Here is a 26,666-nt window from a genome sequence, read left to right on the forward strand (position 1 = left end):
GGGGGCCGTGCCCGGCGCCGCGAGTCCCGAGCTGCGGGCGACGATGCCCGGCGCGGTCGTCGCGCTCGGCGCCGCCGACGGCGACCGCGTCGAGGCCGGCCGGCCGATCGTGACCGTCGAGGCGATGAAGATGGAGCACGCCGTGCTCGCCCCGCACCCCGGTGTCGTGCGCCTCGAGGTCGCCGTCGGCGACCAGGTGAGGCAGGGCCAGGTCGTCGCGCGCATCGAGCTCGAGCCGAGCGACCCGGCCGAGCAGCCGGGCACGCACGCGGCTGACGCCGCGATCGCGGCAGATCCCCCGACCACCGCAGCCGGCGATCCCGGCGCGACCACCGCATCCGCCCCCCACGAAGGAGCCCCCGCATGATCGAGTTCACCGAAGAGCAGCTCGAGCTGCAGAGCATGGTGCGCGAGTTCGCGAACGAGGTCGTCGACCCCGCCGCGTACGAGGCCGACCGGACGAAGACGCTGCCGATGGACGTCGTGCGGCAGATGGGCGAGATGGGGCTGTTCGGGCTGCCGTTCCCCGAGGAGTACGGCGGGCAGGGCGGCAGCTACGTCGAGCTGTGCCTCGCGATCGAGGAGCTCGCGCGCGTCGACCAGTCGATCGCCGTGACCCTCGAGGCGGGTGTGGGGCTTGGAGCGATGCCGATCTTCCGCAGCGGCACGGAGGAGCAGAAGCAGCAGTGGCTGCCGCGCCTGACCTCGGGCGAGGCGCTCGCGGGCTTCGGGCTCACCGAGGCCGAGGCGGGCTCCGACGCGGGCGCGACCCGCACGACCGCGCGACTCGAGGGCGGCGAGTGGGTCATCGACGGGTCGAAGCAGTTCATCTCCAACTCGGGCACGCCCATCACCGAGCTCGTGACCGTGACCGCGGTCACCGGGCGCGACGACAACGGGAAGGCCGAGCTCAGCGCGATTCTCGTGCCGTCGGGCACGCCCGGCTTCACGGTCGAGCCCGCGTACGACAAGGTCGGCTGGCACGCCTCCGACACGCACCCGCTGACGTTCCAGGGCGCGCGCGTGCCCGAGGCGAACCTGCTGGGGGAGCGCGGGCGGGGGTTCGCGAACTTCATCCAGACGCTCGACGAAGGCCGCGTCGCGTTCGCCGCCCTCGGGACGGGCGCGGCGCAGGGCTGCCTCGACGAGTCGATCGCCTACGCGAAGAGCCGCAAGGTTTTCGGCCGCCCGATCGGGGCGAACCAGCACATCGCCTTCACGCTCGCGCGCATGGAGGCGCGCGTGCACCAGGCGCGGCTCGCGACGTACGACGCGGCGTTCCGGCTCGTCGCGGGCAAGCCCTTCAAGAAGCAGGCGAGCATCGCCAAGATGGTGGCGAGCGAGGCGGCGATGGACACCGCCCGCGACGCGACCCAGATCTTCGGAGGCTACGGATTCATGAACGAGTACCGCGTCGCCCGGCACTACCGCGACTCGAAGGTCATCGAGATCGGCGAGGGCACGACCGAGGTGCAGCTCATGATCATCGCCCGCGAGCTGGGTTTCTCATGAGCGCCGATGCGCCGGGCGAGGGCGGGGGCGAGGGCCGCCGCATCGTGCAGCGCGGCCTCTGGTTCGACGAGTTCGAGGTCGGCGCGACCTACGTCCACGCGCCGGGCCGCACGCTCACTGAGGCCGACAACGTGCTCTTCACGACCCTCACGATGAACACGCAGTCGCTGCACCTCGACGCCGCGTGGTCGGCCGAGCAGCCGTTCGGCGAGCGGCTGGTCAACTCGATGCTCACGCTCTCGACCCTCGTCGGAGCATCCGTCGCGCAGCTCACGCAGGGCACGATCGTCGCGAACCTCGGCTTCACCGAGGTCGCCTTCCCGCACCCGATGCGCCACGGCGACACCCTCTACTCCGAAACGCTCGTGGAGGCGAAGCGGCTCTCGGGCTCGCGGCCGGGGCAGGGCATTGTCACGCTGCGCCACACTGGCCGCAACCAGGACGGCACCGTCGTCGCGACCGCGACCCGCTCGACGCTCGTGTGGTGCGAGGGGCATGCGCCGTGACCTCGGCGGCGCTCGGTGACGCGGGCTTCGCGCTCGGCCCGGCGATCCTGTTCGTGCCGGGCGATCGCCCCGAGCGCTTCGCGAAGGCCGCCGAGCGCGCCGACGCGGTCATCATCGATCTCGAGGATGCCGTGGCGCCGGCCGACAAGGAGCGCGCGCGCGAGGCGCTGCGGGCCTCCGATCTCGACCCGACCCGCACGATCGTGCGAGTGAACGCGCGGGGCACGGCCGACCACGCGCTCGACGTGGCCGCCGTGAGGGAGACCGGGTACCGCATCCTCATGCTGCCCAAGGCGGAGAGCGCGGCGGACGCGGCGGCGCTCGCGGCGGATCTGTCGAACCCGACGGGATGCGCGATCGTCGCGCTCGTCGAGACCGCGGCGGGGGTGCTCGCGGCCGAGGAGCTCGCGGCCGAGCCGTCGGTCGTCGCGCTCATGTGGGGCGCGGAGGATCTCGTCGCCTCGCTCGGCGGAACCTCGAGCCGCGGCCCCGACGGTCGGTACCGCGACGTCGCGCGGCACGCCCGGGCTCGCGTGCTGCTCGCCGCCGGCGGGCACGGCATCGCCGCGATCGACGCAGTACACCTCGACATCGCCGACCTCGACGGCCTCGGGGAGGAGGCGCGCGACGCCGTGGCGCAGGGCTTCGCGGCGACGGCGTGCATCCACCCCGGTCAGGTCGAGACGATCAGGGCCGCGTATCGGCCCTCGGCCGAGGAGGTCGTCTGGGCGCGCGGGGTGCTCAATGCCGCGTCGGCAGCCGGCGCCTCCGGAGTGTTCGCGCACGAGGGCCGCATGGTCGACGAGCCGGTGCTGCGTCACGCGCGCCGGGTACTGCAGCGCGCGGGGGAGTAGCCCGGCTCGACCGCACCACCGCCGCATCGGGCTGCGCGCGGTAGGGGATCGGGTCCGCACGCGTCGCCCTTCCAGAACTACGGAGCGGGTGAAACGTCTTCATGCGTTCCGTAGTTTTGGAAGGGTGCCGAGGGTAGGGCTCGGAGAGCGGATTGCAGAGAGTGCGTCAGCGCGGCAGAGAGTGCGTCAGCGCGGCAGACTCAGCGGCGGCTACTCCTCGAACGTGTTCACCATCGCGTGCGCCGCGCGCAGCATGTGATCCCAGATCGCTTCCTCGTGCAGCGGGGGCAGCTGCAGCGAGTCGAGCGCCGCGCGCATGTGCGTGAGCCAGCGGTCGCGCGCGTCAGGGTTGACCTTGAACGGCATGTGCCGCATGCGCAGCCGCGGATGCCCGCGCTGCTCGCTGTAGGTCGTCGGGCCGCCCCAGTACTGCTCGAGGAAGGCGGTCAGTCGCCAGACGGCTCCCTCCATGTCGTCGTCGGGGTACATCGGGCGCAGCACCGGGTCCGACTCGATGCCCTCGTAGAACTTCCGGACGAGGCGCTCGAAGGTCGCGTGCCCGCCGACCTGCGCGAACATCGGGTCGGTCGGTCCGCCGGTCGCGCCGAGCGTGAGGTGGGCCATCAGTCGGCCGCCTTCTCGGGCGACGTCGGCGGAGCATCCGCAACAGCCGCCGCCGCGGCGCGCGACACGGGCTTGCCCGCCGGCTTCCGCGGAGCCTTCGCATCGAGCCCGTCGAGCACGACTCGGTTGAGGGCAGGCAGAGCGACGCCGAGGTCGTCGAGGGCGTCCTTCATGCGGCGGCGCAGCTCGCGCGCGATGTCGAACTGATCGCCCGAGCGCACCTTCACGACGAGCCGGATGACGAGCGCCTCGGCCGAGATCGACTCGATGCCCCACACCTCCGGCTTCTCCAAGATCTTCCGCGTCCAGGTCGGGTCGTCGGCCATCGCCTGCGCCGTGTCGAGCATCGTCTTCTCGACCGAGTCGATGTCGGCCGTGTACGGAGCGGGGATGTCGAGGATGACCCGCGCCCAGCCCTGCGACTTGTTGCCGACGTTCGCGATCTCGCCGTTGCGCACGTACCAGAGGGTGCCGTTCACGTCGCGCACCTGCGTCACGCGCACCGCGACCGTCTCGACGACGCCCGAGACCGGCCCCTGCGTCGTGACGAGGTCGACGATGTCGCCCACGCCGAGCTGGTCCTCGAAGACCATGAACAACCCGTTGAGCATGTCCTTGACGACGTTCTGCGCGCCGAAGCCGAGCGCCGCGCCGAGGATGCCCGCCGAGGCGATGAGCGCCGTGACCGAGAACTGCAGCTCGCTCAGCACGAGCACGATCGCGATCGACACGATCGACCACGTCACGAGGTTGTTGAGCACCGAGCCGATCGTCCGGGTGCGCTGAACGACGCGCACCGCCATGAGCGGCGAGGCGCTCAGCTCGACCGTGTGCTCGACAGCCTGCGCCTTCTTGACGCCGTTGACGACGCGGTCCACCACGCGCCGAATCGACACGCGCAGCAACGCCCGCAGGATGACTGCTCCGACGATGACGCCGAGGATGCGCAGCGGAACGCGCCACGCCAGGTACCAGGCGTAGATGCCGTCGCCGAGGGTCGACCAGTCGAAGGTGTCCATCGCCTTCAGCCTAGTGACGGGCGAGCCGGGGAACGCCCGAGGGCCCCGTCGATCGACGAGGCCCTCGAGGTGCTCCGGCCGGGCATCCGTCGCAGGATGCCCGTGGTGATCCGACTACGCCCGGTCGCGCTCCTGAGCGGCGAGCGCCCGCTCGACGCCCGCGAGGTTCTCCGAGACCATCCGACGCAGCGCGGCCGGCTGGTCGGGGTTCGCGTCGAGCCACGCGCGGGTCGCGTCGACGAGGCGCAGCGACGCGAGCGGTGCCGGGTAGAGGCCGAGGATGAGGTACTCGGCGATCTTGTAGCTGCGGCTCGTCCAGATGCCGGTGAGGGCGTCGAAGTAGCGGCCGACGAGCCCCTCGAGCCCCGCGGGGTCGTTGACGTGCTGGAAGCCCATCGTCGTCATGCGCACGATCGCGTTCGGCACCGAGTCGTCGGTGAGCAGGTGCTCCATGACGGCGGCCTTGCTCTCCGCGTCGGGGAACGCCGCGTTCGCGCGCGACGCGGCCTGCTGGCCGTTCGAGGTGTTGTCCTTCGCGAGAGCCGCGTCGATGTCGCCCGGCGTGATCGCGCCGACGAGGGCGAGGCCCTCCAGGAGCTCCCACTCGAGGTCGGTGTCGACGCTGAGGCCGTCGAGCGCGATCGAGCCGTCGCGGAGGCCCGCGAGGATCTCGCCGTGAGCCGGCGTCGCCGCCATGTTCGCGAAGAACTTCACGAACTGGAACTGCGCGTCGCTGCCCGCGTCGGCGCCCTGGGCGAGCGACCACAGCGCGTCGGCGACCTCGGTGATCGTCGCGTCGCGGCGCGACGGGTCGACGTAGAGGCGCGCGACGGTCGTGAGCTGCGTGAGCGTGGTGCGGATCGTCGTCGACTCGGTCTCGGTCGCGATGTTGTTGAGCACGAGCCGCACGTAGTCGCGCGGAACCGCCTCGGCGTCGCGCGTGGCATCCCACACCGCGCCCCACACGATCGCGCGGGCCAGCGGGCTCTCGATCGCCGCGAGGTGCTCGATCGCGACGGCGAGCGAGGCCTCGTCGAGGCGGATCTTCGCGTACGCGAGGTCGTCGTCGTTGAGCAGGATGAGCGCGGGGCGGCTCCGGCCCACGAGCTCGGGAACGTCGGTGCGCTCGCCGTCGACGTCGAGCTCGAGGCGGTGCGTGCGCGTGAGCGCACCATCCACGAGGTCGTAGAAGCCGATTGCCATGCGGTGCGGGCGGATCGTCGGGTAGTCGGCGGCGGCGCTCTGCAGCACGGCGAAGGACGTGATGACGCCGCTGTCGTCGACCGAGAGCTCGGGGCGGAGCGTGTTGACGCCCGCCGTCTCGAGCCACTTCTCGCTCCACGAAGTCAGCTCGCGGCCGCTCGCGGCCTCGAGCTCGACGAGCAGGTCGCGCAGCTCGGTGTTGCCCCACGCGTGCTTCTGGAAGTACGCGGAGACGCCCGCGAAGAAGGCCTCCTGGCCGACCCACGCGACGAGCTGCTTGAGCACGCTGCCGCCCTTGGCGTACGTGATGCCGTCGAAGTTGACCTGCACGTCCTCGAGGTCGTTGATCGTCGCGACGACGGGGTGCGTCGAGGGCAGCTGGTCCTGGCGGTACGCCCAGCTCTTCTCCATCGCCTGGAAGGTCGTCCAGGCCTCGTGCCACTCGGTGGCCTCGGCGGTGGCGATCGTCGACGCCCACTCGGCGAACGACTCGTTGAGCCACAGGTCGTTCCACCACTTCATCGTGACGAGGTCGCCGAACCACATGTGGGCGAGCTCGTGCAGGATCGTGACGACGCGGCGCTCCTTGATCGCGTCGGTGACCTTCGACCGGAAGACGTAGGTCTCGGTGAAGGTCACGGCGCCCGCGTTCTCCATGGCGCCCGCGTTGAACTCGGGCACGAAGAGCTGGTCGTACTTCTCGAACGGGTACGCGACGCCGAAGCGCGACTCGAAGTACTCGAAGCCCTTGCGCGTGATGTCGAAGATGTAGTCGGCGTCGAGGTACTCGAAGAGCGAGGCGCGCGCGAAGATGCCGAGCGGGATGGTGCGGCCGTCGGCGCTCGTGAGCTCGCTCGTGACGCTCTGATACGGGCCCGCGACGATCGCGGTGATGTAGCTCGAGATGCGCTTCGTGGTCGCGAAGACGGTCGTGGCGCTCTCGCCCTGGTCCTCGCGCGATTCGACGGGGGAGTTCGATACGACGACCCACGACTGCGGCGCGGTCACCGTGAAGCGGAACGTCGCCTTGAGGTCGGGCTGCTCGAAGACCGCGAAGACGCGGCGGCTGTCGGGCACCTCGAACTGCGAGTACAGGTACACCTCGCCGTCGACCGGGTCGACGAAGCGGTGCAGGCCCTCGCCCGTGTTGGTGTACTCGTGGTCGGCGACGACCGTGAGCTCGTTGCGCTCGGCGAGGTTCTCGAGGCGGATGCGCGTGCCGTCGGCGATCGCGGCCGCATCGAGCACGGCGCCGTTGAGCGTGACGCTGTGCACCGTGCGGGTGATCGCGTCGATGAACGTGCTCGCGCCGGGGGTCGCGGTGAAGACCACGGTCGACGTCGACCGGAACACCTCGGCTCCCGTGGTCAGGTCGAGCGCGATGTCGTAGCTCTCGGTCTGGACGAGCGACGCGCGCTCCTGGGCTTCGGCGCGGGTCAGATTCTCTCCGGGCACAGCGGGGCCTCCTTCGGCACACAGGGGATGGCTCCGCTCGTGGCGGAGCGACTCCACCCTATTCGGCCACGCGCATCCACACGATGCCGTGGGCGGGGATCACCAGGTCGCGTCGCAGGTCGATCGTGCCGCCCGCGATGAGGTCCTCTCCCGTCGCCGGCAGCCCGGAGAGCGTGAGCGCCGTCACCGTCTGCGGGTCGTCGGCGACATTGGCGAGGCACAGGATGCGCGTGCCGAGCCCCGGCCGCTGATACCCGATGACGTGCGGGTTGTTCGCGTCGAAGGCGACGAGGGCGCCGCCGGCGAGCTCCGCTGTCTGGCGGCGCACGGCCAGCAGGCGCGCGAGGCGCGCGTAGAGCATCCCCGCCGCGGTCGTCGCGTCGTGTCGCTGCGCGTACAGCTCCTGGGGGTACGGAGGCCGGTTGACCCAGCGGCTGTCCTCGCGGTGCGCGGGGTCGGCGATGTAGGCGTAGTCGTTGAGCTGGCCGACCTCGTCGCCGAGGTACAGCAGCGGCACCCCGCCGGTCGAGAGGGGGATGCTGTGCGCGAGCACGATGCGATCGATCGCCCCCGCATCGCCCGCTTCGAGCCCCGCGAGAGATGCGGTCGTGCCCGAGATGCGGCAGTCGCCCGTCTTCGGGTTGTCCTGGAACGGCACGCCGCGCGCGAACGAGCCCGGGAACCGGTCGACGAAGAAGTTGTTGAGGAAGCGCCGGTGGCTGTAGCCGTCGATGCCGAGCTCGGCCGCGTCCTCGTCGGCGAAGGTCCAGCCGATGTCATCGTGGCTGCGCACGTAGTTGACCCACGCCGTGCCGGCGGGGAGGGCGTGCCGGCGCTCGAGCGCCTGCTGGAGCAGGCGGCCGTCGCGCGTCGCGAGCGAGTTCCAGATGAGCGCCATCTGCAGCGGGTTGTAGCTGAGCTGGCATTCCTCGGGCGAGATGTACTGGACGACCTCGTCGGGGTGCACGATCGCCTCCGACTTGAACAGCACGGCCGGGGCGGCGATGCGCAGGGCCGCGTTGAACGCCCTGATGATCAGGTGCGCCTCGGGGAGCGACTCGCACTGCGTGCCGAGCTGCTTCCAGATGAACGCGACCGCATCCATGCGCAGGATGTCGACGCCCTGGTTGGCGAGGAAGAGCATCTCGCCCGCCATCGCGCGGAAGACGGCGGGGTTCGAGTAGTTGAGATCCCACTGGAAGGTGTGGAAGGTCGCCCAGATCCAGCGGCCGGTGCGCGAGCCGTCGGGGGAGTCGGGCATCCGCACGAACGAGCCGGGGTGGTCGTCGGGGAAGATTTCGCGGACCGTCCGCTCGAAGGCGTCGGGCATCTGGCGGTCGTCGAAGACCCAGTAGTAGTCCTCGAACTCGCGCTCGCCGTTCAGGGCCCGCTGCGCCCACTCGTGCTCGTTCGACGTGTGGTTGAAGATGAAGTCGACGACGAGCGCGATGCCCGCCTCGCGCAGCTCGGCCGCGAGCGCCGTGAGCTGCGCCATGTCGCCGAGCGCGGGGCTCACCTCGCGGTAGCTCGACACGGCGTAGCCGCCGTCGCTGTTCTCCTCCGGGGCGAGGAAGAGCGGCATGAGGTGCAGGTAGGTGAGCCCGAGCTCCTGGAAGTAGGGGATGCGCGCGCTCACGCCGCGCAGATCGGTCGCGTACCGGTCGACGTAGATGACGCCGCCGAGCATCCGGTTCGAGGTGAACCAGTCGGGGTCGGCCTCGCGGGCGGCGTCGAGCGCGCGCAGCTCGGCGGGGCGGGCCTGCCAGCTCGTCGCGAGCTGCGCGACGAGCAGCTCGAGCTCGCGGTCGGTGCGCTCGCTCTCGCCGTACACCTCGCGGAACAGGCTCGCGAGGCGGGGGAGCTCCCGGTCGACGCGCTCGCTCAGTCGGGCCCAGTCCTCATCGGTCGTGCTCGCGTCGCGAGCGCCCGCCAGCGCGACCTGCAGTGCTCGCTCCATCGCGGCATCCCCCTCATCGTTCGGACGACATCATTGTCCAAGTGGACAAGACGTGGCATCCTTGCCCCATGGCGTCCACGGTATTCGAACGCGCGCGACCCGACGAGCGGCTCATCAGCGCGGCGCTCGCCGACTCGCGCCTTGCGGTCTTCTGGCTCGACGACCTCCCCGACCGTGCGCCCCACCCGGCGCTCTCGACGCGCGAACGCGCCGACCTCGCGGTCGTCGGCGGGGGTTACGCAGGCCTCTGGACGGCCCTGCTCGCGAAGGAGCGCGACCCGGATGCGCGCGTCATCCTGCTCGAGGGAAAGCGGGTCGGCTGGGCGGCGTCCGGCCGCAACGGCGGCTTCGTCGAGGCGACGCTCACGCACGGGGCGAAGAACGGCGAGCAGCGCTTCCCCGACGAGCTCGCGACGCTCGACCGCCTCGGAATGCAGAACCTCGACGACATCGAGGCGACCGTGCGCGACCGCGACTGGAGCTGCGACTTCGAGCGCGTCGGCTCGTTCGCCGTCGCGACCGAGCCGTACCAGGTGCGCGAGCTCGCCGAGGCGCACGACGGGCACTCCGAGCTCTTCCACGACGCCGCGGCGATGCAGCGCGCGATCGCCTCGCCCACGTACCAGGGCGGCCTGCTGTCGACGCGCGACACCGCGCTCGCGCACCCCGGGAAGCTCGGCCGCGAGCTGCTGCGGGCGTGCCTCGAGGCGGGCGTCGAGGTCTTCGAGAACTCCCCGGTGAGCTCGCTGCGCGCCGAACCGGATGCCGTCGAGCTGTCGACGAAGGCCGGCGGCATCGTGCGCGCCGATCGCGTCGCCCTCGCGACCAACGCCTTCCCGTCGCTGCTCAAGCGCTACCGCCTGCACACCGTGCCCGTGTACGACTACGTGCTCATGACCGAGCCGCTCACCACCGCGCAGCTCGCGTCGATCGGGTGGGAGGGCCGGCAGGGAGTCGCCGACTCCGCGAACCAGTTCCACTACTACCGGCTCTCGGCCGACAACCGGATCCTCTGGGGCGGCTACGACGCCATCTACCACTACGGCGGCCGCATCCGCTCCGACTACGACGACCGACGCGAGAGCTTCGCGACGCTCGCGAGCCACTTCCTCACGACGTTCCCGCAGCTCGAGGGCGTGCGCTTCACGCACCGCTGGGCGGGCGTCATCGACACCTCGAGCCGCTTCTGCGCCTTCCACGCGACCGCGCACGGCGGCCGCGTCGCCTACTCGGCGGGCTTCACGGGGCTCGGCGTCGCCGCGACCCGCTTCGCCGCGAACGTCATGCTCGACCAGCTCGCGGGGCTCGAGACCGAGCGCACGAGCCTGAAGATGGTGAACCAGCTCCCGCTGCCGTTCCCGCCCGAGCCGGCGACGTACCCGGCCGTGCAGTCGGTGCGCTGGGCGCTCGATAGGGCCGACCACCGCGAGGGGCGTCGCAATCTGCTCCTTCGCACGCTCGACGCGGTGGGTCTAGGGTTCGACTCGTGACCTCTCTTCCGCTCGACGCGCCCACGATCCTCCAGGCCCTCGAGCTCGACCTCGAACTCGAGCGCGTCGACCCCGAGCAGGTCGTCGACGGCGACCCGCACGTCGGCTCGGTCGCCCTCACCGAGGTCGACGACTGGGAGGTCGGCGTCTGGGAGCTCACTCCCGGGATCGTCACCGACGTCGAGGTCGAGGAGGTCTTCATCGTGCTGCGCGGCCGGGCGATCCTTCGCCGCGAGGACGGCTCGGAGACCGAGCTCGTCCCGGGCTCTGTCGGCCGGCTCGAGGACGGCGAGGAGACCGAGTGGGAAGTGCTCGAGACGCTGCGGAAGATCTACATCGCCTGAGCCCGGCCCGCGCCGGGCATCCGCGCCCGCATCGCCTCGGAGGCGCAGCGTCTACCAGGTCGAGTCGCCGCGGATGGCGACGTCGCTGCCGCCGTCGATGAAGACGACCTGACCGCACAGGTGCGTGTTCTCGACGCTCGTCAGATAGGCCAGCAGGTGCGCGACGCTCGAGGCCTCGGCGATGCCGTTGAGGGGCATGGGCACCATCTCGAGGATGGCCTTCCGCGCCTCCTCGGTCTCGGTGTACTGCGCCGTCATGGCCGTCTCGATCACGCCCGGTGCGACGCCGTTGAGGGGGATGCCCGCCCCGGCCCATTCGGGCGTCGCCGCGTTCCGGCGGATCCAGCGCACGAGCGCGCGCTTGGTCGAGCCGTAGATGAGGCCGCCCTGGCCGGCGTCGAGGAGCTCCTTCGCGCGGTGGAGCGCCGCCGGCTCGTCGTGCGCGAGGCACGCGTCGACGAGCTCGTCGTCGACGGGGAAGAGCGAGGCCATCGACGCGGTCGCGACCGCGCGCGGGGCCGAGGAGCCGGAGAGCAGCGGGCGCAGCCCCTCGAGCGTCGCGAGCGCGCCGAAGTAGTTGACAGCGACCGTCGCCGTCGACTCGGTCGCAAGGCCCGCGTTCGCGATGACGGCGTCGATCGTGCCGCCGCTGAGGTCGCGCGCGTGCTCGACGAGCGCGGCGCGGCCCTCGTGCGTCGTGAGGTCGGCGACGATGTCGGCATCGTGCACGTCGACGCCGATGACGCGGTGACCCTGAGCGGCGAGCAGGTCGGCGGTCGCGGCGCCGATGCCGCTCGCCGAGCCCGTGATGAGATAGGTGCGGGTCATGAGAATGACTCCTTCCGAATCGGATTGCGGCTCAGCATCCCACCGCCCCCGCGGCGCGTCCAGGGACCTTCGGCCCGCTTCCGACGGCCCTAGAATCGTGGTCATGCGCATCCACGTGGCCACCGATCACGCCGGTCTCGAGTTCAGCCGCACGGTCCGCGAGCACGTCGCGAGCCTCGGCCACGAGGTGCACGACCACGGCCCCGTCGACTACGACCCGCTCGACGACTACCCGGCCTTCTGCATCAACGCCGCGCGCGCCGTCGCGCGCGACCACGAGCAGGGCGTCGAGGCCCTCGGCATCGTCTTCGGCGGGTCGGGCAACGGCGAGCAGATCGCCGCCAACAAGGTCCAGGGCATCCGCGCCGCGCTCGTCTGGAGCGACGCGACCGCGACCCTGGCCCGCGAGCACAACGACGCGAACGTCATCGCGATCGGCGCCCGTCAGCACTCCGTCGAGGAGGTGCTGCGCTTCATCGACGTCTTCATCTCGACGCCGTTCCCCGGCGACGAGCGCCACGCGCGCCGCATCGCCCAGGTCGGCGAGTACGAGTCGACCGGCGCGATCGCCGGCCACGGCATCGTCTGATCGTGCCCGAGGGTCACTCCGTCCATCGCATCGCCCGCCAGTTCGGGCGCCACTTCGTCGGCCGCCGCGTCAGCGCGAGCTCGCCGCAGGGGCGCTTCGCCGACGGCGCCGCGCTCATCGACGGCCGGACCATGACCGACGCGCGCGCGGTCGGCAAGCAGATGTTCCTCGAGTTCGACGACGCCGTCTGGCTGCGCGTCCACCTCGGGATCTACGGCGCGTGGGACTTCGCTGGCGCGGTCGCATCGGCGACCGCGCGCCCGGCGGCGAGCGACTCGTCGGGATCGGCGAGCGAGAGCGGCGCGACGGAGCCTGAGATGCTGACCGGCCGCATGGGGCAGACGGGGATGCGCGGAGCATCCGACGACGACGACGCAGCCGCCCCGACCACCGTCGTCGGCGCGCACGAGGAGTCTCTCGCCTCGATCGGCGCCCCGCGCCGCACGCGCCTGCGGATGGCCGAGGCCGAGACGGAGAGCGCGATCGACGACCTCGCGCTCGAGGGCTTCCCGCCCGACCCGATCGGCGCGGTGCGCGTGCGCCTGCTCACCGACTCGGCCGTCGCCGACCTGCGCGGGCCGACCGCGTGCGAGGTGCTCGACGCCGCCGCGGTGCAGCAGGTCATCGACAGGCTCGGCCCCGACCCGCTCATCGACGACGCCGACGCGGGGGAGGAGCGCATGCTCGCGCGCATCCGTCGCCGTCGCGTGCCGATCGGCCTGCTGCTCATGGACCAGTCGGTCGTGAGCGGCATCGGCAACGTCTACCGCGCCGAGCTGCTGTTCCGCGCGCGCCTCGACCCGCACGCACTCGGCGCGGATCTGCCGGAGGACGTCATCCGCGGCCTCTGGCGCGACTGGCGCTACCTGCTCGGCGTCGGCGTCGACACGGGCCAGATGCTCACGATGGACGGCCTCGACGAGGAGTCGCGCCGCCTCGCGCTGCGCAACCGCGCCGACCGCCACTGGGTCTACAAGCGCGAGGGCCTGCCGTGCCGCGTGTGCGGGACCCACATCGTCATGGAGCTCGCCGCGGCCCGCAAGCTCTACTACTGCCCGAGCTGCCAGGTCTGAGGCTTCTCATGCGTCACTCACCCCATTTCTTCCTGACCGACCCCGACGAGCTGCGCCGCCTCGTGCGCGAGAACCCGTGGGCGACGATCGTGTCGCACGTGCCCGACCGCGGCATCGTCGCCTCGCACTACCCGTTCCTCCTCGACGAGGAGGCCTCGACCGGCGATGACATCGTGCTCGTGAGCCACGTCGGCCGCCCTGACGAGCAGCTGCACGAGCTCGGCAGCCGCGAGGTGCTCGTGATCGTGCAGGGCCCGCACGGTTACGTCTCGTCGTCCTGGTACGCCGAGGGCGACATCGTCCCGACCTGGAACCACGTCACCGCCCACCTCTACGGCACCCCCGAGATCCTGAGCGACGACGAGAACCTGCGCGTGCTCACCCACCTGACCGACCACTTCGAGAAGGAGGTCGCCGAACCGCGCGGCCTCCACCTCGACCCCGAGAAGAGCGCGCGCATCGCGAAGGGCACGGTGGGCATCCGCCTGCGCGTGACCCGCGTCGACGCGCGCGCGAAGCTCAGCCAGAACAAGACCCCCGAGGTCGTCGACCGCATCGTCGGCGAGCTCGAGGGCGACGGCCCGTACGCGAGCACGGGCCTCGCCCGCGAGATGAGGAGACTCCATGATCCGCGCCATCCGTGACGCCCGGCCGCTCGGAGGCCACGCGCCGATCGACGTGACGATCGCCGACGGCGTCATCACGGGCATCCACCCCGCCGGCACGATCGCCGCGGGGGAGGGCGTCGTCGACCTCGACGGCCGCTTCCTGCTCCCCGGCCTGTGGGACGAGCACGTGCACCTCACGCAGTGGGCTCAGCACCGCCGTCGCCTCGATCTGTCGGGCGCGTCGAGCGCGCGCGACGTCGCCGATCGGGTGACGGATGCCCGTGCCCACGCCGCGCCGGGCGACACGATCGTCGGCGGAGGCTTCCGTGACGGTCTCTGGCCCGATGCGCCCAGCGCCGCCCTGCTCGACGCCGCCGCGCCGGATCACCCGGTCGTGCTCGTGAGCGCCGACGTGCACTGCGCCTGGCTGAACTCGGCCGCCCTCGACCGCTTCGGCGCCGAGCTGCCGGCCGCCGAGCTCGAGGCCGCGCGCGCGACGGGGCTGCTGCGCGAGGAGGCCGCGTTCGCGGTCACCCGCCAGCTCGATGCGGCGCCCGACGACGTGCTCGACGAGTGGGTCGCCGAGGCGGCGCGCGAGGCCGCGGCGCGCGGCGTCGTCGGCGTCGTCGACCTCGAGATGCGCTGGAGCCTCGACGACTGGCGCCGCCGCACCGCCGCCGGGTTCGACGGTCTCCGTGTGGAGTTCGGGGTCTACCCGCAGCACCTCGACCGCGCGATCGAGGCGGGCCTGCACTCCGGGTCGGTGATCAGCGAGACGGTCTCCGTCGGTCCGCTCAAGGTCATCACGGACGGCTCGCTCAACACGCGCACCGCGTACTGCTGCGACCCGTACCCGGAGGAGGCCGAGCACCCGTACGGCCTGCTGACCGTCCCGCCGTGCGACCTGCACCCGCTGCTCGCGCGCGCCTCGGAGGCAGGGTTCGCGCTCGCCGTCCACGCGATCGGCGACGGCGCCAACAAGGTCGCGCTCGACGTGTTCCAGAAGCTGGGCCGAGGCGGTCGCATCGAGCATGCGCAGCTGCTGCACGACAGCGATCTCGCGCGGTTCGCCGCCCTCGGCGTGATCGCGAGCGTCCAGCCCGAGCACGCGATGGACGACCGCGACGTCGCCGAGCGCTACTGGCCCGGACGGACCCGGCGCGCCTTCGCACTCCGCTCGCTGCTCGACGCCGGCGCGACGATCGTGCTGGGCTCGGATGCTCCCGTCGCACCGCTCGACCCCTGGGTCGCGATCGCCGCGGCGACGACGCGCGCGCGCGACGGACGCGATCCGTTCCACCGCGAGCAGGCGATCACGCCCGCGGAGGCGCTCGCCGCGTCGACTCGTTCGCTCGTCGCGGTGGGCGAGCGCGCGGATCTCATCGCCGTCGAGACCGATCCGCTGACCGCATCGGGGGACGCCCTGCGCACGATGCCCGTCGCGCTCACGCTCCTCGGCGGCCGCGTGACGCACGCCGCACTGCCGCAGCTCGCGCGCTCCTAGACGCACGACGGCCGCGACCCCCGTCGGGGTCGCGGCCGTCGCACGCGCAGGTCGGTGAGGTGCCCGGTCTCAGGCCTCCGCGATGTGCGAGAAGAGGAACCAGCGGTCCTTCTCGAGGTCGGCGGTGATCGCGATCGCGAGATCCTGACTCACGGGGTCGATCTCCTCGAGGCCCTCGATCGCCGCGCGCAGGCTCACGAGTGCGGCGTCGATGCCCGCGATGACGTCGGCGATGAAGTCGTCGGTCTGCGCGAAGCCGGCGCGCACGGGCGGCACCGTCGTCTTCTTCGCGATCGACTTGGTGCGCGCGTCGAGCGGAAGGCCGAGGGCGACGATCCGCTCGGCGGCGGTGTCGCCGTAGTCGCGGGCGTGCTCGACGAGCGTGTCGAGGAGTTCGTGGACTCCGATGAAGTTGCGGCCGCGCACATGCCAGTGCGCCTGCTTGCCTTCGAGGGCCAGCGCGTTGAGGTCGATGACGACGGGCTCAAGGTACTGGGCGACGCCCGAGACCATCTCGGCGTCGGTCGTCGCTTCGGGGGCGGAGGTCACGTCGGTCATGGCGTGGTCCTTTCGTGTCGTCGATCGTGGACGAGCCGCGCTCGTGGCGCGGGCTCCTCCTCCACGGTAGGCCGATCGCGAGCCGCGTGGAGGCGACTCCCACCGCGCTCCCAGGGCGGCCCCGATGCCTGGCCGCGCTCAGCGCAGGTCGCGGATCCGGCGGACGAGGTCGCGCGCATTCTGGAGACGGCGTTCGTAGCGCGCGGCGATCGCGACGACGATCACGCCCGCGAGACCGAGCCACAGCCACCACTCGACGGAGCGCCCGATGTCCTCCAGCAGCGGCCAGCTCTGCACGAGCAGGTGGACGAGCAGGACGGTCGTGCCGATGAGCAGGGGCGCCTGCAGGCGACGGATCGCGCCGCCGACGGCGACGGCGGTGGCGACGACGCCCAGGGCGACGACGCGCCAGAGAGCGGGGTCCTGATCGACGGCGACGAGCGAGGGCACGAGGAGCAGGACGAGACCGGGGGTGAGCCACACGGCGCTGCGCGTCCGCTCATCCCGTTCGAGGCGGAGTGTGCCGATGGCGAGGAGCGCGAGCGCGATCGGGAGGCTCACGAGCTCGACGGGGTCGACCGCGCCGCCGACGCCGAGAACACCGCCGGCGAGCGCGCCGAGCCCCGCCGCGCCCGCCGACACCATGTCGCGCTCGCGTCCCTCCGGCGCGAGCCAGGCCCCGACGGCGACGGTCGCGAGCACGATCACGAGGAGGACCCCGCGCATCTGCTCCGCGATCGGAAGGCCGCCGGCGCCGGCCGAAGCGGCCAGGTCGACGGACTGGACCACGGCGAGCACCGCCAGCACGACGAGCGCTGCCGCCGCGAGGGTCGAGGCCAGCCCGGGGATGCGCGCGTCGAGCTCACGGGCGCGCCACGCGACAGCGAGGGCGACGACGCTCGCGATCACACCGACCGCGAGGGCTCGAAGGAGCGGGCCCTCCGCGCTCGCCAGCGCGAGGGGAGCGCCGGCGAGCAGCGCGGCGAGGGCGATGAGCGGCGCGACCGCACGGCTCGGCGTCGTCTCGCCGCCGCGTCGGACGATGGCGAGGCGCGCCGCGACGACGAGCACGATGCCGGCGACGGGGAGGACGAACGGCTCCGGTGCGGTCTCGCCCGTGGCCTCCAGCTGCGTCCAGAGCGCGAGCGAGCCGAGCGCGAGAGCGCCCCAGCCCAGGTGCCGGCGGCGGGAGCGCGACCCGACGAGTCCGTCCCGGTCGATCGCCAGCAGCAGGAGGACGATCGCGCTCGCGAGCAGCAGGAGCGCCCTGTCGGCGCCGTCGAGGGCCGACGCAGCCCCGCTCGCGACCGAGCCCAGCAGCAGGATCGACCCGAGGGCGCCGGTCACGGAGTCCGTCACCGCGCGGCGCTGGCGATCAGGCGATCGGCGGGCGTACGCCGCGAGACTCGTCGCCGCGACGACGACGAGCGCGAGCATCGCGACGAGTCCGCTCACGTCGGTCGGAATCGAGCCCGGGGTCGCGTCGAACAGCAGTGCCGCGGCGATAACGGTCGCGAGCCCGGGGATCAGCCCCGCGGCGACGAGCGCCTCGAGGCGCCGATCGTCAGGAGAGACGGTCGAGCTGTGCGCGCCGCGCCGCGATCGGACGAGGACGACCACGAGAGCGCCGAGGCCGATGGCGGCCGCGAGCGCCGCACCGAGGGCGGGGGCGCGCAGGTCGAGCGCGGCGAGCGCGCCCAGCAGCACGGCGACCGCGGAGGCCGCCCGACGCTCCGTGCGGTGCATCCGACCGAGCTGGGCCGCCAGGAGGACGACGCCCGCAAGGGCGAGCGCCAGGGTGGAGGGCGCGATCGCCGGCGACGACCCATCGCCGCCGATCGCGCCGCCGACGAGCCCCGCTCGTGCGATGTCGTCGGCGAGGGGGACGCTCGCGAGGATCACGATCGCCGACGCCGCCGCGACCGCGATCGCCGTGACGACCGGATGCGCCGGAAGGGAGCGGCAGATGGCGACGGCGATGACGGCGACCGCCGTCCCGATGATCCATCCGCCGGTGACGGCGGGGCTGACCAGCAGCACCAGCAGCGCGGAGCCGACGGCGAGCGGCGCGAGAAGGGCCTGCACGGCGCGACGATCGTCTCGGGTCGCGATGCGCGCGGAGGCGTGGAGAAGCAGGCTCGCACCGATCGCGAGAACGGAGAGGACGACGACGATCGCGATCCACGTCCCGAACAGCGGCACGGCGGCGACCGCGAGGACGCCGACGACGGCCGTCAGCGCGCGTGCCCGCGCGCGGAGGGCCCCGAGCGCCGCCCATCCGGCGGCGACGAACCCGAGCGCCAGGAGCAGGCCCGCGAGCGCGGACGGGATGACCGGCTCGGGGTCGATGATCGTGCTCGTGGTCAGCGTGCCGAGCGGCGACGTCGGGGCGAGCGCCGCCTCCGCCGCCGCGCCGAGACCGACGATCGCCGCGACGCCCGCGAGTGCGGCGGCGAGCGCGGCGGCCGTGACCAGAGCGGTGCGCAGTGCGACGGCCCCGGGGGAGGGCTCTCGTCGCGCGACACCGAGCTCGAGGACGACGGCGATGGCGGTCGCGACCAGGAGCGGCAGCCACACGGCCGTGTCGCCCGCGGGCAGTCGTGCGGCGCCGATCGCCGACCCCGCAACCGCGGCGAGGACCGCGAGCGCGCCCGCGGCGGCGGCGAGCCACCGCTCGAGCGAGTGCCCGACGCCGGCGACCCGGGCGAGGAGTGCCGCGTGAGCCAGGGCGACGAGGGCGAGCGCGATGCTCAGCACGAGCGTCGCGGTCGCATCGTCGAGCCCGAGAGAGATCGCGCTCGCCGCGACCGTGCCGAGGCCGATCGCCGTCAGCACGGCGATGAGCCGAGCGCCGCGGGCGATGCCGGGCGTCTCGCGGCTCGTCAGCGCGGGGTGGGCGAGCGCGGCCGACGCTCCGACGATGCCGCCGACCGCGGTGCTCGCCCCGGCGAGGATCGTCGACCCCCACTGGGCGTCGAGGGGCTCGGCGAGGTGGGTCGCGAGCATGGCCGCGCCGAGCGGCACGAGCAGTGCGGCGCCGAGTGCAGGAGAGTGCAGCCGCCCGAGCCGTGACCACACGACGCAGATGATCCCGACGACGATGAGGGCGGCGCCCCAGTAGGCGAGCTCCGGCTGCGCGCCGAGACCGCGCGGGTCGTTCTCGCGCAGGGCCCACGCGTCGAGCACGAGCACGACGGTGCCGAGCGCGGCGATGCCCTCGGCGGTCGCGCTGAGCCCGCGCCGCGAGAGCGCGGCCGCGGCGGCGAGGGTCGCGAGGGTCCCAGCCGCGACGATGAGCATCCGCACGGTCTGGCCGTAGGTCAGGAAGGCGTAGACGAGCCCGAAGATCGCGAACACCGACAGCAGGCTGATGCCGATGATGATGAGCGCGATCTGGATGCTCGATCTCCCCGATCTCCCCGATCTCCCCGATCGCGGAGAGGGCGGCACCGGCGCACTCGACAGCCGGGGTGCGGCGGGAGGCGCGGCAGCGGACGCCGCGTGAGCGGGCGACGCGGGTGCGGCGCTCGCCGATGCGCTGGGCACGGCGACCGAGGCGGCGCCCTCGCGACGGATGCGGCCGATGAGGGCGACCCGGGCATCCAGGAGGTCGGCGGCCTGCTGCGAGACGCGGGCGAGCTCGATCGCGGAGGGCTGCGTGAGGTCGAGGCCGCAGCGGGCGCAGCGCGCCTCGCGCAAGGGCGTCAAGCACGCAGGGCACACGGTCGTCGACCGCAGCTCGACGGGTGAGCGCGGGAAGGCCACGGGGCCGGCGAGGGCCAGGTCGGCGGCGGTCGAGCCGCCCGGGCTCGCAGGGTCGGCGGACGGACTGAGGGGCGGCACGACGCTCATGCGGCACAACCTATCGGCCGGTGCGCGCCGCCGGGCCGCCCCGCGCGCGAGACATGTGCGAACACGCGCCGCCCGGTTCGGTGGGGACGAGCCGAGGCGGGGGCAGACTGTCGCCATGCCGCCCGTGACGCCCGACGAGTTCGCGGCTGTCTACGCCCGGCACCTCCCCGCCGTGAGCGCCTACCTCGCCCGCCGCGTCGAGCGCGACGCCGTCGACGACCTCGCCGCCGACGTGTTCGCCGTGGCCTGGCGCAAGCGCGAGACGGTCACCGAGGGCGAGGAGCTCCCGTGGCTCTACCGCATCGCCTCGTACATGGTCGCGAATCACCGCCGTCGTCACGTCGCCCGCTCGAACGCGCTCGCGGTCCTCGCCGCCCCCGACTCCGCACCGAGCACGGAGGACATCGTCCTCGGTGACCTCGCGCTCGCGCGGGCCTGGGAGGAGCTGCGCCCGCGCGACCGCGAGGTGCTCGCCCTCGCCGTGCTCGAGGACATCCCCGTGAACGCGATCGCCGTCGCCCTCGCCATCACGCCCAACGCCGTGAGCGTGCGCCTCCACCGCGCGAAGAAGGCGCTCGCCGAGGCGCTCGAGCGCGCCCAGGCGCGCGATGCGGGGGATGCCCCCGCCCCGCCCCGCCACTGACTGCGGCGACCGCGCGAATCGCTCCTCGATCGCGGCGAAAGATCCGACCGCGCGCCGACATATACCGGGTATGAGCAGCGAACAGCACGACGACGCAGCCGCCCGCCTCCGCCGGGCGGTCGATCAGGGCGACGCCCCGGTCCTCTCCTCCGACATCGTCACGGGAGCCCCCGGCCGCCGCGCCCCCCGCCTCATCAACCACGGCCGCGTCTCCCGCGCCGCCGGCGGCGCCGTGCTCGCGGTCGCCGCCGTGACGGCCGGGTCGCTCGTCATCGCCCAGCCGTTCGCGTCGCGCGCGCCGCTCTTCACGGCGGCCGGCGGAGCGGCCGACCAGTCGGCGCTCGGTGCCGCCGCCGAGTCGAGCGACCTCCGCATCGGCGTGTGGAAGCAGTACGAGTACGTCGCGGGCGACGGCCTCTCGAGCTCCGGCGGTTCAGGCGGCGTCCACGCGCTCGAGCGCACGGGCACGCCCGAGGCGACCCTCGACGAGCTCGCGGGCGTCTTCGACCTCGTCGGCGACGCGATGCGCGCGAGCTACTTCGACGAGAGCTATCCCTCCTACATCGTGGGGCCGGAGGACGGCTCGGCGCCCGCGCTCACGATCACCTGGGCCGGCACCGCGAGCTGGTGGTACAGCGATCCGGGCGCGAGCGGGTGGACGACGTGCGCGTCGCCCGGCGACGCGGGTGCCGAGGGCGCCGGAGCCGATGGGTCCGGCGACAGCGCAGAGGCCGATGAGCCGCTGCCCGAGATCGCGCCCGAGGTCTGCGAGCCCGTGCCGCCCGCCGACGGCGACATGCCGAGCGAGGATGAGGCGCGCGACGAGGCCGCCGCGATCCTGACCGCGACCGGACTCGACGTCGACGCCGCGGACATCCGCATCACCGCCGACGCGTGGCAGACCGTCGCGAGCGCGAACCTCGTCGTCGACGGGGTCGAGACCGCGCTCGACTGGGCCGTCGCGTGGGGCCCGAGCGGCGAGATCGCGTGGGCCTACGGCCACGCCGTCGAGGTCGTGAGCAAGGGCTCGTTCGGCACCGTCTCGGAGCGCGACGCGGTCTCCCGCCTCGCCGACGGCCGCTGGTTCGGCGCCGCCGGCCCGGAGTTCCAGGGCGGTGGCATCGGCATCGCCGAGATGTCGGGCGACGCCGCGATCGAGCAGCGGATGCCCGGCACCGACGGCGACGGAGCCACCGGATCGAGCGGCGCGGCCGTCGACCCCGGCACCGAGCCCGCGCCGGCCCCGACCGACTCAGCCCCTCCGGCGGAGCCCGCCCCGAGCGAGCCGGCGCCCGAGCCCGCGCCGGTGCAGCCGAGCCCCATCGACCCGGAGAAGCCGGCCCCGACCGAACCCGCACCCGTCGAGCCGACCCCGATCGACCCGAGCGAGCCGCCCGTCGTCGAGCCCGAGCCCCTGCCCGAGCCGACGCCCGAGGTCGAGATCGTGACCATGGAGGAGGCCGAGGCGACGCTCCTGCTCCTGTGGGATTCGGAGGGCGACGCGTGGCTCGTGCCTGGCTACGCCTACCGGCAGGCCGAGGGCTGGTGGAGCTCGGTGGTCTCGCTCGTCGAGGGCGTCATCGCGCTGCCCGAGCCGGTCGAGTACCGCATCGAGCCGATGCCGCTCCCCGCGGAGGACTAGCGCGCAGCGCGCTGCGCCGCAGGAGCGGCAGACACGGACGACACGAGCCGACGGCGCGAAGCGCGACGACCGCGCTCGTCGCGCGGAGCGCGCTGCGCCGCAGAAGCGGCGGCGCAGCCAGAAATGAACACAGAGGGGATGACGGGAATCGAACCCGCACCATCAGTTTGGAAGACTGAGGCTCTACCATTGAGCTACATCCCCACGAGGCCGAACCGGCCGCGTGCGGGAGCCAGCGTATCGCATCCCGTTCTGCTCTCGACGGCGCTGCCGCGCGGCTCGGCTAGACTTGCCGAGGCCGTTTTGCAGAGACCTCGTGTCTTCCGCCCAACTGGTCGATGGTCGCCAGTCATCGGGGCGTAGCTCAGCTTGGCTAGAGCGCCCGCTTTGGGAGCGGGAGGCCGCAGGTTCAAATCCTGTCGCCCCGACCAGACCCATCAGCCCCGAAAACCTCAGGAGAATCCCCAATTGGTCCAGTCCACGGTTGAGAAGCTCAGCGCCACCCGCGTCAAGATCGCCATCACGGTGACGCCCGACGAGCTCAAGCCCAGCATCGATCACGCGTACAAGCACATCGCGGAGTCGGTGAACATCCCGGGCTTCCGCAAGGGCAAGGTGCCGCCGCCCATCATCGACCAGCGCGTCGGCCGCGGCGAGGTCATCAACCACGCCGTCAGCGAGGGTCTCGACAAGTTCTTCCGCGACGCCGTGCAGGAGCAGAAGCTCCGCACGCTCGGCCGTCCGTCGGCCGACGTCACCGAGTGGCCGAGCGAGAAGGACTTCTCCGGCGACCTGAAGGTCGAGATCGAGGTGGATGTCCGCCCCGAGTTCGAGATCCCGGCCTACGAGGGCGTCGAGATCACGGTCGACGCGGCCGAGGTCTCCGACGAGGAGGTCCAGTCGGAGCTCGAGAACCTGCGCGGCCGCTTCGGCACGCTCGTCACGGTCGACCGCCCCGCGACGACCGGCGACTTCGTCCAGATCGACCTCGTCGCCACCGTCGGCGGCACGACCGTCGACACCGCGAGCTCGATCTCGTACGAGGTCGGCTCGGGCGAGCTCATCGAGGGCATCGACGAGGCGCTCGACTCGCTCAGCGCGGGCGAGACCACGACCTTCGAGTCGGTCCTGCTCGGCGGCGACCACGAGGGCGAGACCGCCCAGATCGAGGTCACCCTCCAGTCGGTCAAAGAGCGCGAGCTTCCCGAGGCCGACGACGACTTCGCGCAGATCGCGAGCCAGTTCGACACGATCGGCGAGCTGACCGACGACATCCGCGAGCAGGTCAAGCGCCAGAAGGCCTTCGGCCAGGGCGCGCAGGCCCGCGACCTCCTCCTCGAGAAGCTGCTCGAGCAGGTCGAGATCCCCGTGCCCGAGGCCCTCGTCGAGACCGAGGTGCACCGCCACCTCGAGAACGAGAACCGCCTCGAGGACGACGTGCACCGCGCCGAGGTCACCGAGTCGACGCAGAAGACGTTCACGAGCCAGATCTTCCTCGACGCCCTCGCCGAGAAGGAGGAGGTCAAGGTCAGCCAGCAGGAGCTCACCCAGTACCTCATCCAGGGCGCGGCGCAGTACAACATGGAGCCGGGCGAGTTCATCAAGGTCCTCGACCAGAACGGCCAGATCCCGCAGATGGTCGGCGAGGTCGCCCGCTCGAAGGCCCTCTCGATCGCCCTCAGCAAGGCGACGGTCGTCGACAGCAGCGGCGAGGCCGTCGACCTGTCGGCGTTCACGGCCGCCGCGACGGCTCCCGTCGCCGACTCGGTCGTCACCGACGACGAGGGCGACCACGACGGTCACGACCACGAGGGTCACGACCACTAGTCGACCCCGCAGTCACGCCGACGGGCCCGGAGCATCGCGCTCCGGGCCCGTCGTCCGTCTCACCCGGGCCGCAGGCCGAGGATGAGCCCGCCGTCGTCCTCGACGGCGACCTCCGTGAATCCGAGGTGCCGGTAGAAGCCGATCGCTCGAGCGTTCGCGGGCTCGACCCCGAGGTGCACGCCCGCGACGCCGCGCTGCTCGAGGCGTTCGATGAGCCGCTCGATGAGCATCCGCCCGATGCCCTGCCCCTGCGCGCGCGGCAGGAGGTCGATGTGGAAGTGGGCGGGGAACGCCCCGGTGATCGCCGGCGACGTGCGATCCGGGCGGTGGATGCTCCGCACGAGCTCCGCGTCGGCCTCGCGTCGCTCCACGTCGAGCCGGTACCGCTCGCGCAGCGCGCGCCACCACTCGCGCTCGCACCACGCCTCGAAGTCGGATGTCGACGCGACCCCCACGAGGTAGCCGACGACGCCCGCGTCGTCGGCGAGGGAGGGCTGCCGGAATCGCATCACGGGGCCACGGTAGCGACCCGCGCGACGCGTTCTCTGCCCACGGCGAACACGGCCGGGCTCGCGGGTTGGCTTCTGTAGATTCGAACCACGAGACGAACAGGAGCTCAACCCCATGGCCGAACCGGCAATGCCCAACAGCGTTTTCGATCGACTCCTCAAGGACCGCATCATCTGGCTCGGTTCCGAGGTGCGCGACGACAACGCCAACGAGATCGCGGCGAAGCTGCTGCTCCTCGCGGCGGAGGACCCGCACAAGGACATCTACCTGTACATCAACTCGCCCGGCGGCTCCGTCACTGCCGGCATGGCGATCTACGACACCATGCAGTTCGTGCCGAACGACATCGTCACCGTCGGCATCGGCATGGCGGCCTCGATGGGCCAGCTGCTGCTGACGGCCGGGACGAAGGGCAAGCGCTACATCACGCCGAACGCGCGCGTCCTCCTGCACCAGCCGCACGGCGGCTTCGGCGGCACGGCGAGCGACATCCAGACGCAGGCGCAGCTCATCTCCGACATGAAGCGCCGACTCGCCGAGATCACGGCGGCGCAGACGGGCAAGACCGTCGAGCAGATCAACGCCGACGGCGACCGCGACCGCTGGTTCGACGCGAAGGAAGCGCTCGAGTACGGCTTCGTCGACCACATCCGGTCCTCGGCCACCGACGTCGTCGGTGGCGGCGGAACCGAGCAGGCCTAGGCATCCGCGAGATCGAGAGAGAGACATTCATGGAGACCCCGAACTTCGGCGGCAGCCCCCTCGCGATGCCGAGCAGCCGCTACATCCTGCCCAGCTTCGAGGAGCGCACGGCCTACGGTTACAAGCGCCAGGACCCGTACGCGAAGCTCTTCGAGGATCGCATCATCTTCCTCGGCGTGCAGGTCGACGACGCGTCGGCCGACGACGTCATGGCCCAGCTGCTCGTCCTCGAGTCGCAGGACCCCGACCGCGACATCGTCATGTACATCAACAGCCCCGGCGGCTCGTTCACGGCGATGACGGCGATCTACGACACGATGCAGTACATCCGCCCGCAGATCCAGACGGTCGTGCTCGGTCAGGCGGCCTCGGCCGCGGCGGTGCTGCTCGCGGCGGGCTCGCCCGGCAAGCGCCTCGCGCTGCCGAACGCGCGCGTGCTCATCCACCAGCCGGCGACCGGTGACGCGGGCCGCGGGCAGGCGTCCGACATCGAGATCCAGGCCAAGGAGATCGCCCGCCTGCGTGAGTGGCTCGAGCACACGCTCTCGAAGCACTCGAACCGCAGCGTCGAGCAGGTCAACAAGGACATCGACCGCGACAAGATCCTCATCGCGTCGGAGGCCCTCGAGTACGGCCTCATCGACCAGGTCCTCACGAGCCGCAAGACGATCCCGGCGCTCACCGCGAGCTGACGACCGCCGAACGACCGCGGGCCCCGCATCCGATGACCGGATGCGGGGCCCGCGTCGTTCCCGCCCGCTCAGTCGCCGGCGGGGCGGCGCCGATTCGCGAGCACGACGACCGTCGCGACGGCAGCCGCGGCGAGCAGCCCGCCGCCGATCCACGCGACGCCGGCGAGCACGGCCGCGGTCTCGTCGGTCGCCGCACCGCCGCCGCTCGCGTCGTCGTTCGCGCCTGCGCCGGCCGCGGGGTCGCCGCCGCACTCGGGCGCGGCGGTCGAGCCCTCGGTCACCGCCTCGTCGTCTGCCGGCGCGTAGGTGAACCCGTAGGTCTCCGACAGGGTGTGCCCGTCGCTCGAGACGTACTGGAAGGTCATCTCGTACGCGCCGGGCTCGCCCAGCACCGCGGGAGCCGTCATCGTCGCGCCCGACACCTCGACGCAGCCGTCGCCGTAGTAGAGGCCCTCGGCGTCGGTGACGACGATCGCGAAGGCGCCGTCGTTGCCCTCGAGCGTCAGCAGCGGGTTGTTGGCCGTGACCGTCCACGCCTCGGGGAGAGCGGTGATCGTCGCGCCGTCGGAGGGCGTCGAGTCGACGACGTAGTCGTGCGCGGCGGCGGGGGAGGCGAGGCCGAGAACGAGCGCGGCGGCGGCAGCGGTGGTCGCCGCTCCGGCGCGCGCGGCGCG

General features: G+C 72.3%; 24 protein-coding genes and 2 tRNA genes. 16 read left to right on the top strand and 10 right to left on the bottom strand.

Annotation, left to right across the window (positions count from 1 at the left end):
- The 4 genes from Q7T15_RS00980 to Q7T15_RS00995 all read left to right on the top strand — a co-directional run.
- On the top strand, nt 1–367 hold a 367-nt coding region (locus tag Q7T15_RS00980; RefSeq protein ID WP_304692373.1), incomplete at its 5' end, for an acetyl-CoA carboxylase biotin carboxyl carrier protein subunit.
- The gene (locus tag Q7T15_RS00985; RefSeq protein ID WP_304692375.1) at nt 364–1,512 is read left to right on the top strand and encodes an acyl-CoA dehydrogenase family protein; all 1,149 of its coding nucleotides are present in this window, start codon (nt 364–366) and stop codon (nt 1,510–1,512) included. The genes Q7T15_RS00980 and Q7T15_RS00985, both read left to right, overlap by 4 nt.
- A complete protein-coding gene (locus tag Q7T15_RS00990) occupies nt 1,509–2,018 on the top strand; it encodes a MaoC family dehydratase (protein ID WP_304692377.1) in 510 nt (169 codons plus the stop codon). Before Q7T15_RS00985 ends, Q7T15_RS00990 begins: the two co-directional genes overlap by 4 nt.
- On the top strand, nt 2,015–2,872 hold the full coding sequence (locus tag Q7T15_RS00995) for a CoA ester lyase (RefSeq protein WP_304692379.1): 858 nt from the start codon (nt 2,015–2,017) through the stop codon (nt 2,870–2,872). The genes Q7T15_RS00990 and Q7T15_RS00995 overlap by 4 nt, the downstream gene beginning before the upstream one ends.
- Before the next feature lie 210 nt (nt 2,873–3,082).
- Here the strand turns inward: Q7T15_RS00995 and Q7T15_RS01000 are convergent, their stop codons facing one another.
- From Q7T15_RS01000 to Q7T15_RS01015, 4 genes are all read right to left on the bottom strand, one after another.
- On the bottom strand, nt 3,083–3,496 hold the full coding sequence (locus Q7T15_RS01000; protein ID WP_304692381.1) for a globin: 414 nt from the start codon (nt 3,494–3,496) through the stop codon (nt 3,083–3,085).
- The gene (locus Q7T15_RS01005) at nt 3,496–4,515 is read right to left on the bottom strand and encodes a mechanosensitive ion channel family protein (protein WP_304692383.1); all 1,020 of its coding nucleotides are present in this window, start codon (nt 4,513–4,515) and stop codon (nt 3,496–3,498) included. Before Q7T15_RS01005 ends, Q7T15_RS01000 begins: the two co-directional genes overlap by 1 nt.
- A 114-nt stretch (nt 4,516–4,629) precedes the next feature.
- Nucleotides 4,630–7,173 (bottom strand): aminopeptidase N, encoded by a 2,544-nt coding sequence (pepN, locus tag Q7T15_RS01010; protein ID WP_304692385.1) that lies wholly within the window; start codon nt 7,171–7,173, stop codon nt 4,630–4,632.
- 58 nt (nt 7,174–7,231) lie between these two features.
- Nucleotides 7,232–9,130 (bottom strand): alpha-amylase family protein, encoded by a 1,899-nt coding sequence (locus Q7T15_RS01015; RefSeq protein ID WP_304692387.1) that lies wholly within the window; start codon nt 9,128–9,130, stop codon nt 7,232–7,234.
- Between the two features lie 68 nt (nt 9,131–9,198).
- Here Q7T15_RS01015 and Q7T15_RS01020 point away from each other — a divergent pair, with 68 nt between their 5' ends.
- Complete coding sequence (locus Q7T15_RS01020; protein ID WP_304692389.1) at nt 9,199–10,620, top strand: FAD-binding oxidoreductase; 1,422 nt, start codon at nt 9,199–9,201, stop codon at nt 10,618–10,620.
- Entirely contained in the window at nt 10,617–10,964 is a 348-nt protein-coding gene (locus Q7T15_RS01025) for a cupin domain-containing protein (protein WP_235460149.1), read from the top strand. Before Q7T15_RS01020 ends, Q7T15_RS01025 begins: the two co-directional genes overlap by 4 nt.
- A gap of 51 nt (nt 10,965–11,015) precedes the next feature.
- On the opposite strand, the gene Q7T15_RS01030 is transcribed toward Q7T15_RS01025, so the two are convergent.
- A complete protein-coding gene (locus tag Q7T15_RS01030) occupies nt 11,016–11,792 on the bottom strand; it encodes an SDR family NAD(P)-dependent oxidoreductase (RefSeq protein WP_304692393.1) in 777 nt (258 codons plus the stop codon).
- A gap of 103 nt (nt 11,793–11,895) precedes the next feature.
- Here Q7T15_RS01030 and Q7T15_RS01035 point away from each other — a divergent pair, with 103 nt between their 5' ends.
- Genes Q7T15_RS01035 through Q7T15_RS01050 form a run of 4 tightly spaced genes read left to right on the top strand, consistent with a single transcriptional unit; the run spans nt 11,896 to nt 15,566 of the window.
- On the top strand, nt 11,896–12,381 hold the full coding sequence (locus tag Q7T15_RS01035) for a ribose-5-phosphate isomerase (RefSeq protein ID WP_304692395.1): 486 nt from the start codon (nt 11,896–11,898) through the stop codon (nt 12,379–12,381).
- A 2-nt stretch (nt 12,382–12,383) separates the two neighbouring features.
- On the top strand, nt 12,384–13,454 hold the full coding sequence (locus tag Q7T15_RS01040) for an Fpg/Nei family DNA glycosylase (protein ID WP_304692396.1): 1,071 nt from the start codon (nt 12,384–12,386) through the stop codon (nt 13,452–13,454).
- A gap of 8 nt (nt 13,455–13,462) precedes the next feature.
- The gene (locus Q7T15_RS01045) at nt 13,463–14,098 is read left to right on the top strand and encodes an FMN-binding negative transcriptional regulator (RefSeq protein ID WP_304692398.1); all 636 of its coding nucleotides are present in this window, start codon (nt 13,463–13,465) and stop codon (nt 14,096–14,098) included.
- The gene (locus Q7T15_RS01050) at nt 14,079–15,566 is read left to right on the top strand and encodes an amidohydrolase (protein ID WP_304692400.1); all 1,488 of its coding nucleotides are present in this window, start codon (nt 14,079–14,081) and stop codon (nt 15,564–15,566) included. The genes Q7T15_RS01045 and Q7T15_RS01050 overlap by 20 nt, the downstream gene beginning before the upstream one ends.
- 69 nt (nt 15,567–15,635) lie before the next feature.
- Here the strand turns inward: Q7T15_RS01050 and Q7T15_RS01055 are convergent, their stop codons facing one another.
- Nucleotides 15,636–16,124, bottom strand: a complete 489-nt coding sequence (locus Q7T15_RS01055; protein WP_055860232.1) for a Dps family protein — start codon at nt 16,122–16,124, stop codon at nt 15,636–15,638.
- 138 nt (nt 16,125–16,262) lie between these two features.
- Nucleotides 16,263–19,976: an SCO7613 C-terminal domain-containing membrane protein gene (locus tag Q7T15_RS01060; RefSeq protein ID WP_304692404.1), complete on the bottom strand. Its 3,714-nt coding sequence runs from the start codon at nt 19,974–19,976 to the stop codon at nt 16,263–16,265.
- A 115-nt stretch (nt 19,977–20,091) separates the two neighbouring features.
- On the opposite strand from Q7T15_RS01060, the gene Q7T15_RS01065 reads away from it, so the two are divergent.
- Together Q7T15_RS01065 and Q7T15_RS01070 are read left to right on the top strand one after the other, a co-directional pair.
- Nucleotides 20,092–20,619: an RNA polymerase sigma factor gene (locus tag Q7T15_RS01065; protein ID WP_304692406.1), complete on the top strand. Its 528-nt coding sequence runs from the start codon at nt 20,092–20,094 to the stop codon at nt 20,617–20,619.
- A gap of 70 nt (nt 20,620–20,689) precedes the next feature.
- A complete protein-coding gene (locus Q7T15_RS01070; protein WP_304692408.1) occupies nt 20,690–22,261 on the top strand; it encodes a hypothetical protein in 1,572 nt (523 codons plus the stop codon).
- A 133-nt stretch (nt 22,262–22,394) separates the two neighbouring features.
- Here the strand turns inward: Q7T15_RS01070 and Q7T15_RS01075 are convergent.
- Nucleotides 22,395–22,465: transfer RNA gene (locus Q7T15_RS01075), tRNA-Gly, on the bottom strand.
- A 149-nt stretch (nt 22,466–22,614) separates the two neighbouring features.
- Between Q7T15_RS01075 and Q7T15_RS01080 the strand changes: the two genes are divergently transcribed.
- Both Q7T15_RS01080 and tig read left to right on the top strand, forming a co-directional pair.
- A tRNA-Pro gene (locus tag Q7T15_RS01080) sits at nt 22,615–22,692 on the top strand.
- A 37-nt stretch (nt 22,693–22,729) separates the two neighbouring features.
- Nucleotides 22,730–24,088 (top strand): trigger factor, encoded by a 1,359-nt coding sequence (gene tig / locus Q7T15_RS01085; protein WP_304692410.1) that lies wholly within the window; start codon nt 22,730–22,732, stop codon nt 24,086–24,088.
- Between the two features lie 59 nt (nt 24,089–24,147).
- On the opposite strand, the gene Q7T15_RS01090 is transcribed toward tig, so the two are convergent.
- The gene (locus Q7T15_RS01090) at nt 24,148–24,597 is read right to left on the bottom strand and encodes a GNAT family N-acetyltransferase (RefSeq protein ID WP_304692418.1); all 450 of its coding nucleotides are present in this window, start codon (nt 24,595–24,597) and stop codon (nt 24,148–24,150) included.
- A 115-nt stretch (nt 24,598–24,712) separates the two neighbouring features.
- On the opposite strand from Q7T15_RS01090, the gene Q7T15_RS01095 reads away from it, so the two are divergent.
- Both Q7T15_RS01095 and Q7T15_RS01100 read left to right on the top strand, forming a co-directional pair.
- Nucleotides 24,713–25,300: an ATP-dependent Clp protease proteolytic subunit gene (locus Q7T15_RS01095; protein ID WP_304692412.1), complete on the top strand. Its 588-nt coding sequence runs from the start codon at nt 24,713–24,715 to the stop codon at nt 25,298–25,300.
- A 29-nt stretch (nt 25,301–25,329) separates the two neighbouring features.
- Nucleotides 25,330–25,992, top strand: a complete 663-nt coding sequence (locus Q7T15_RS01100; protein ID WP_304692414.1) for an ATP-dependent Clp protease proteolytic subunit — start codon at nt 25,330–25,332, stop codon at nt 25,990–25,992.
- A 68-nt stretch (nt 25,993–26,060) separates the two neighbouring features.
- Here Q7T15_RS01100 and Q7T15_RS01105 read toward each other — a convergent pair.
- A partial coding sequence (locus tag Q7T15_RS01105) for a copper resistance CopC family protein (protein WP_304692416.1) occupies nt 26,061–26,666 on the bottom strand: 606 nt, incomplete at its 5' end.

It is taken from the genome of Microcella sp. (assembly GCF_030645145.1).
GTDB lineage: Bacteria > Actinomycetota > Actinomycetes > Actinomycetales > Microbacteriaceae > Microcella.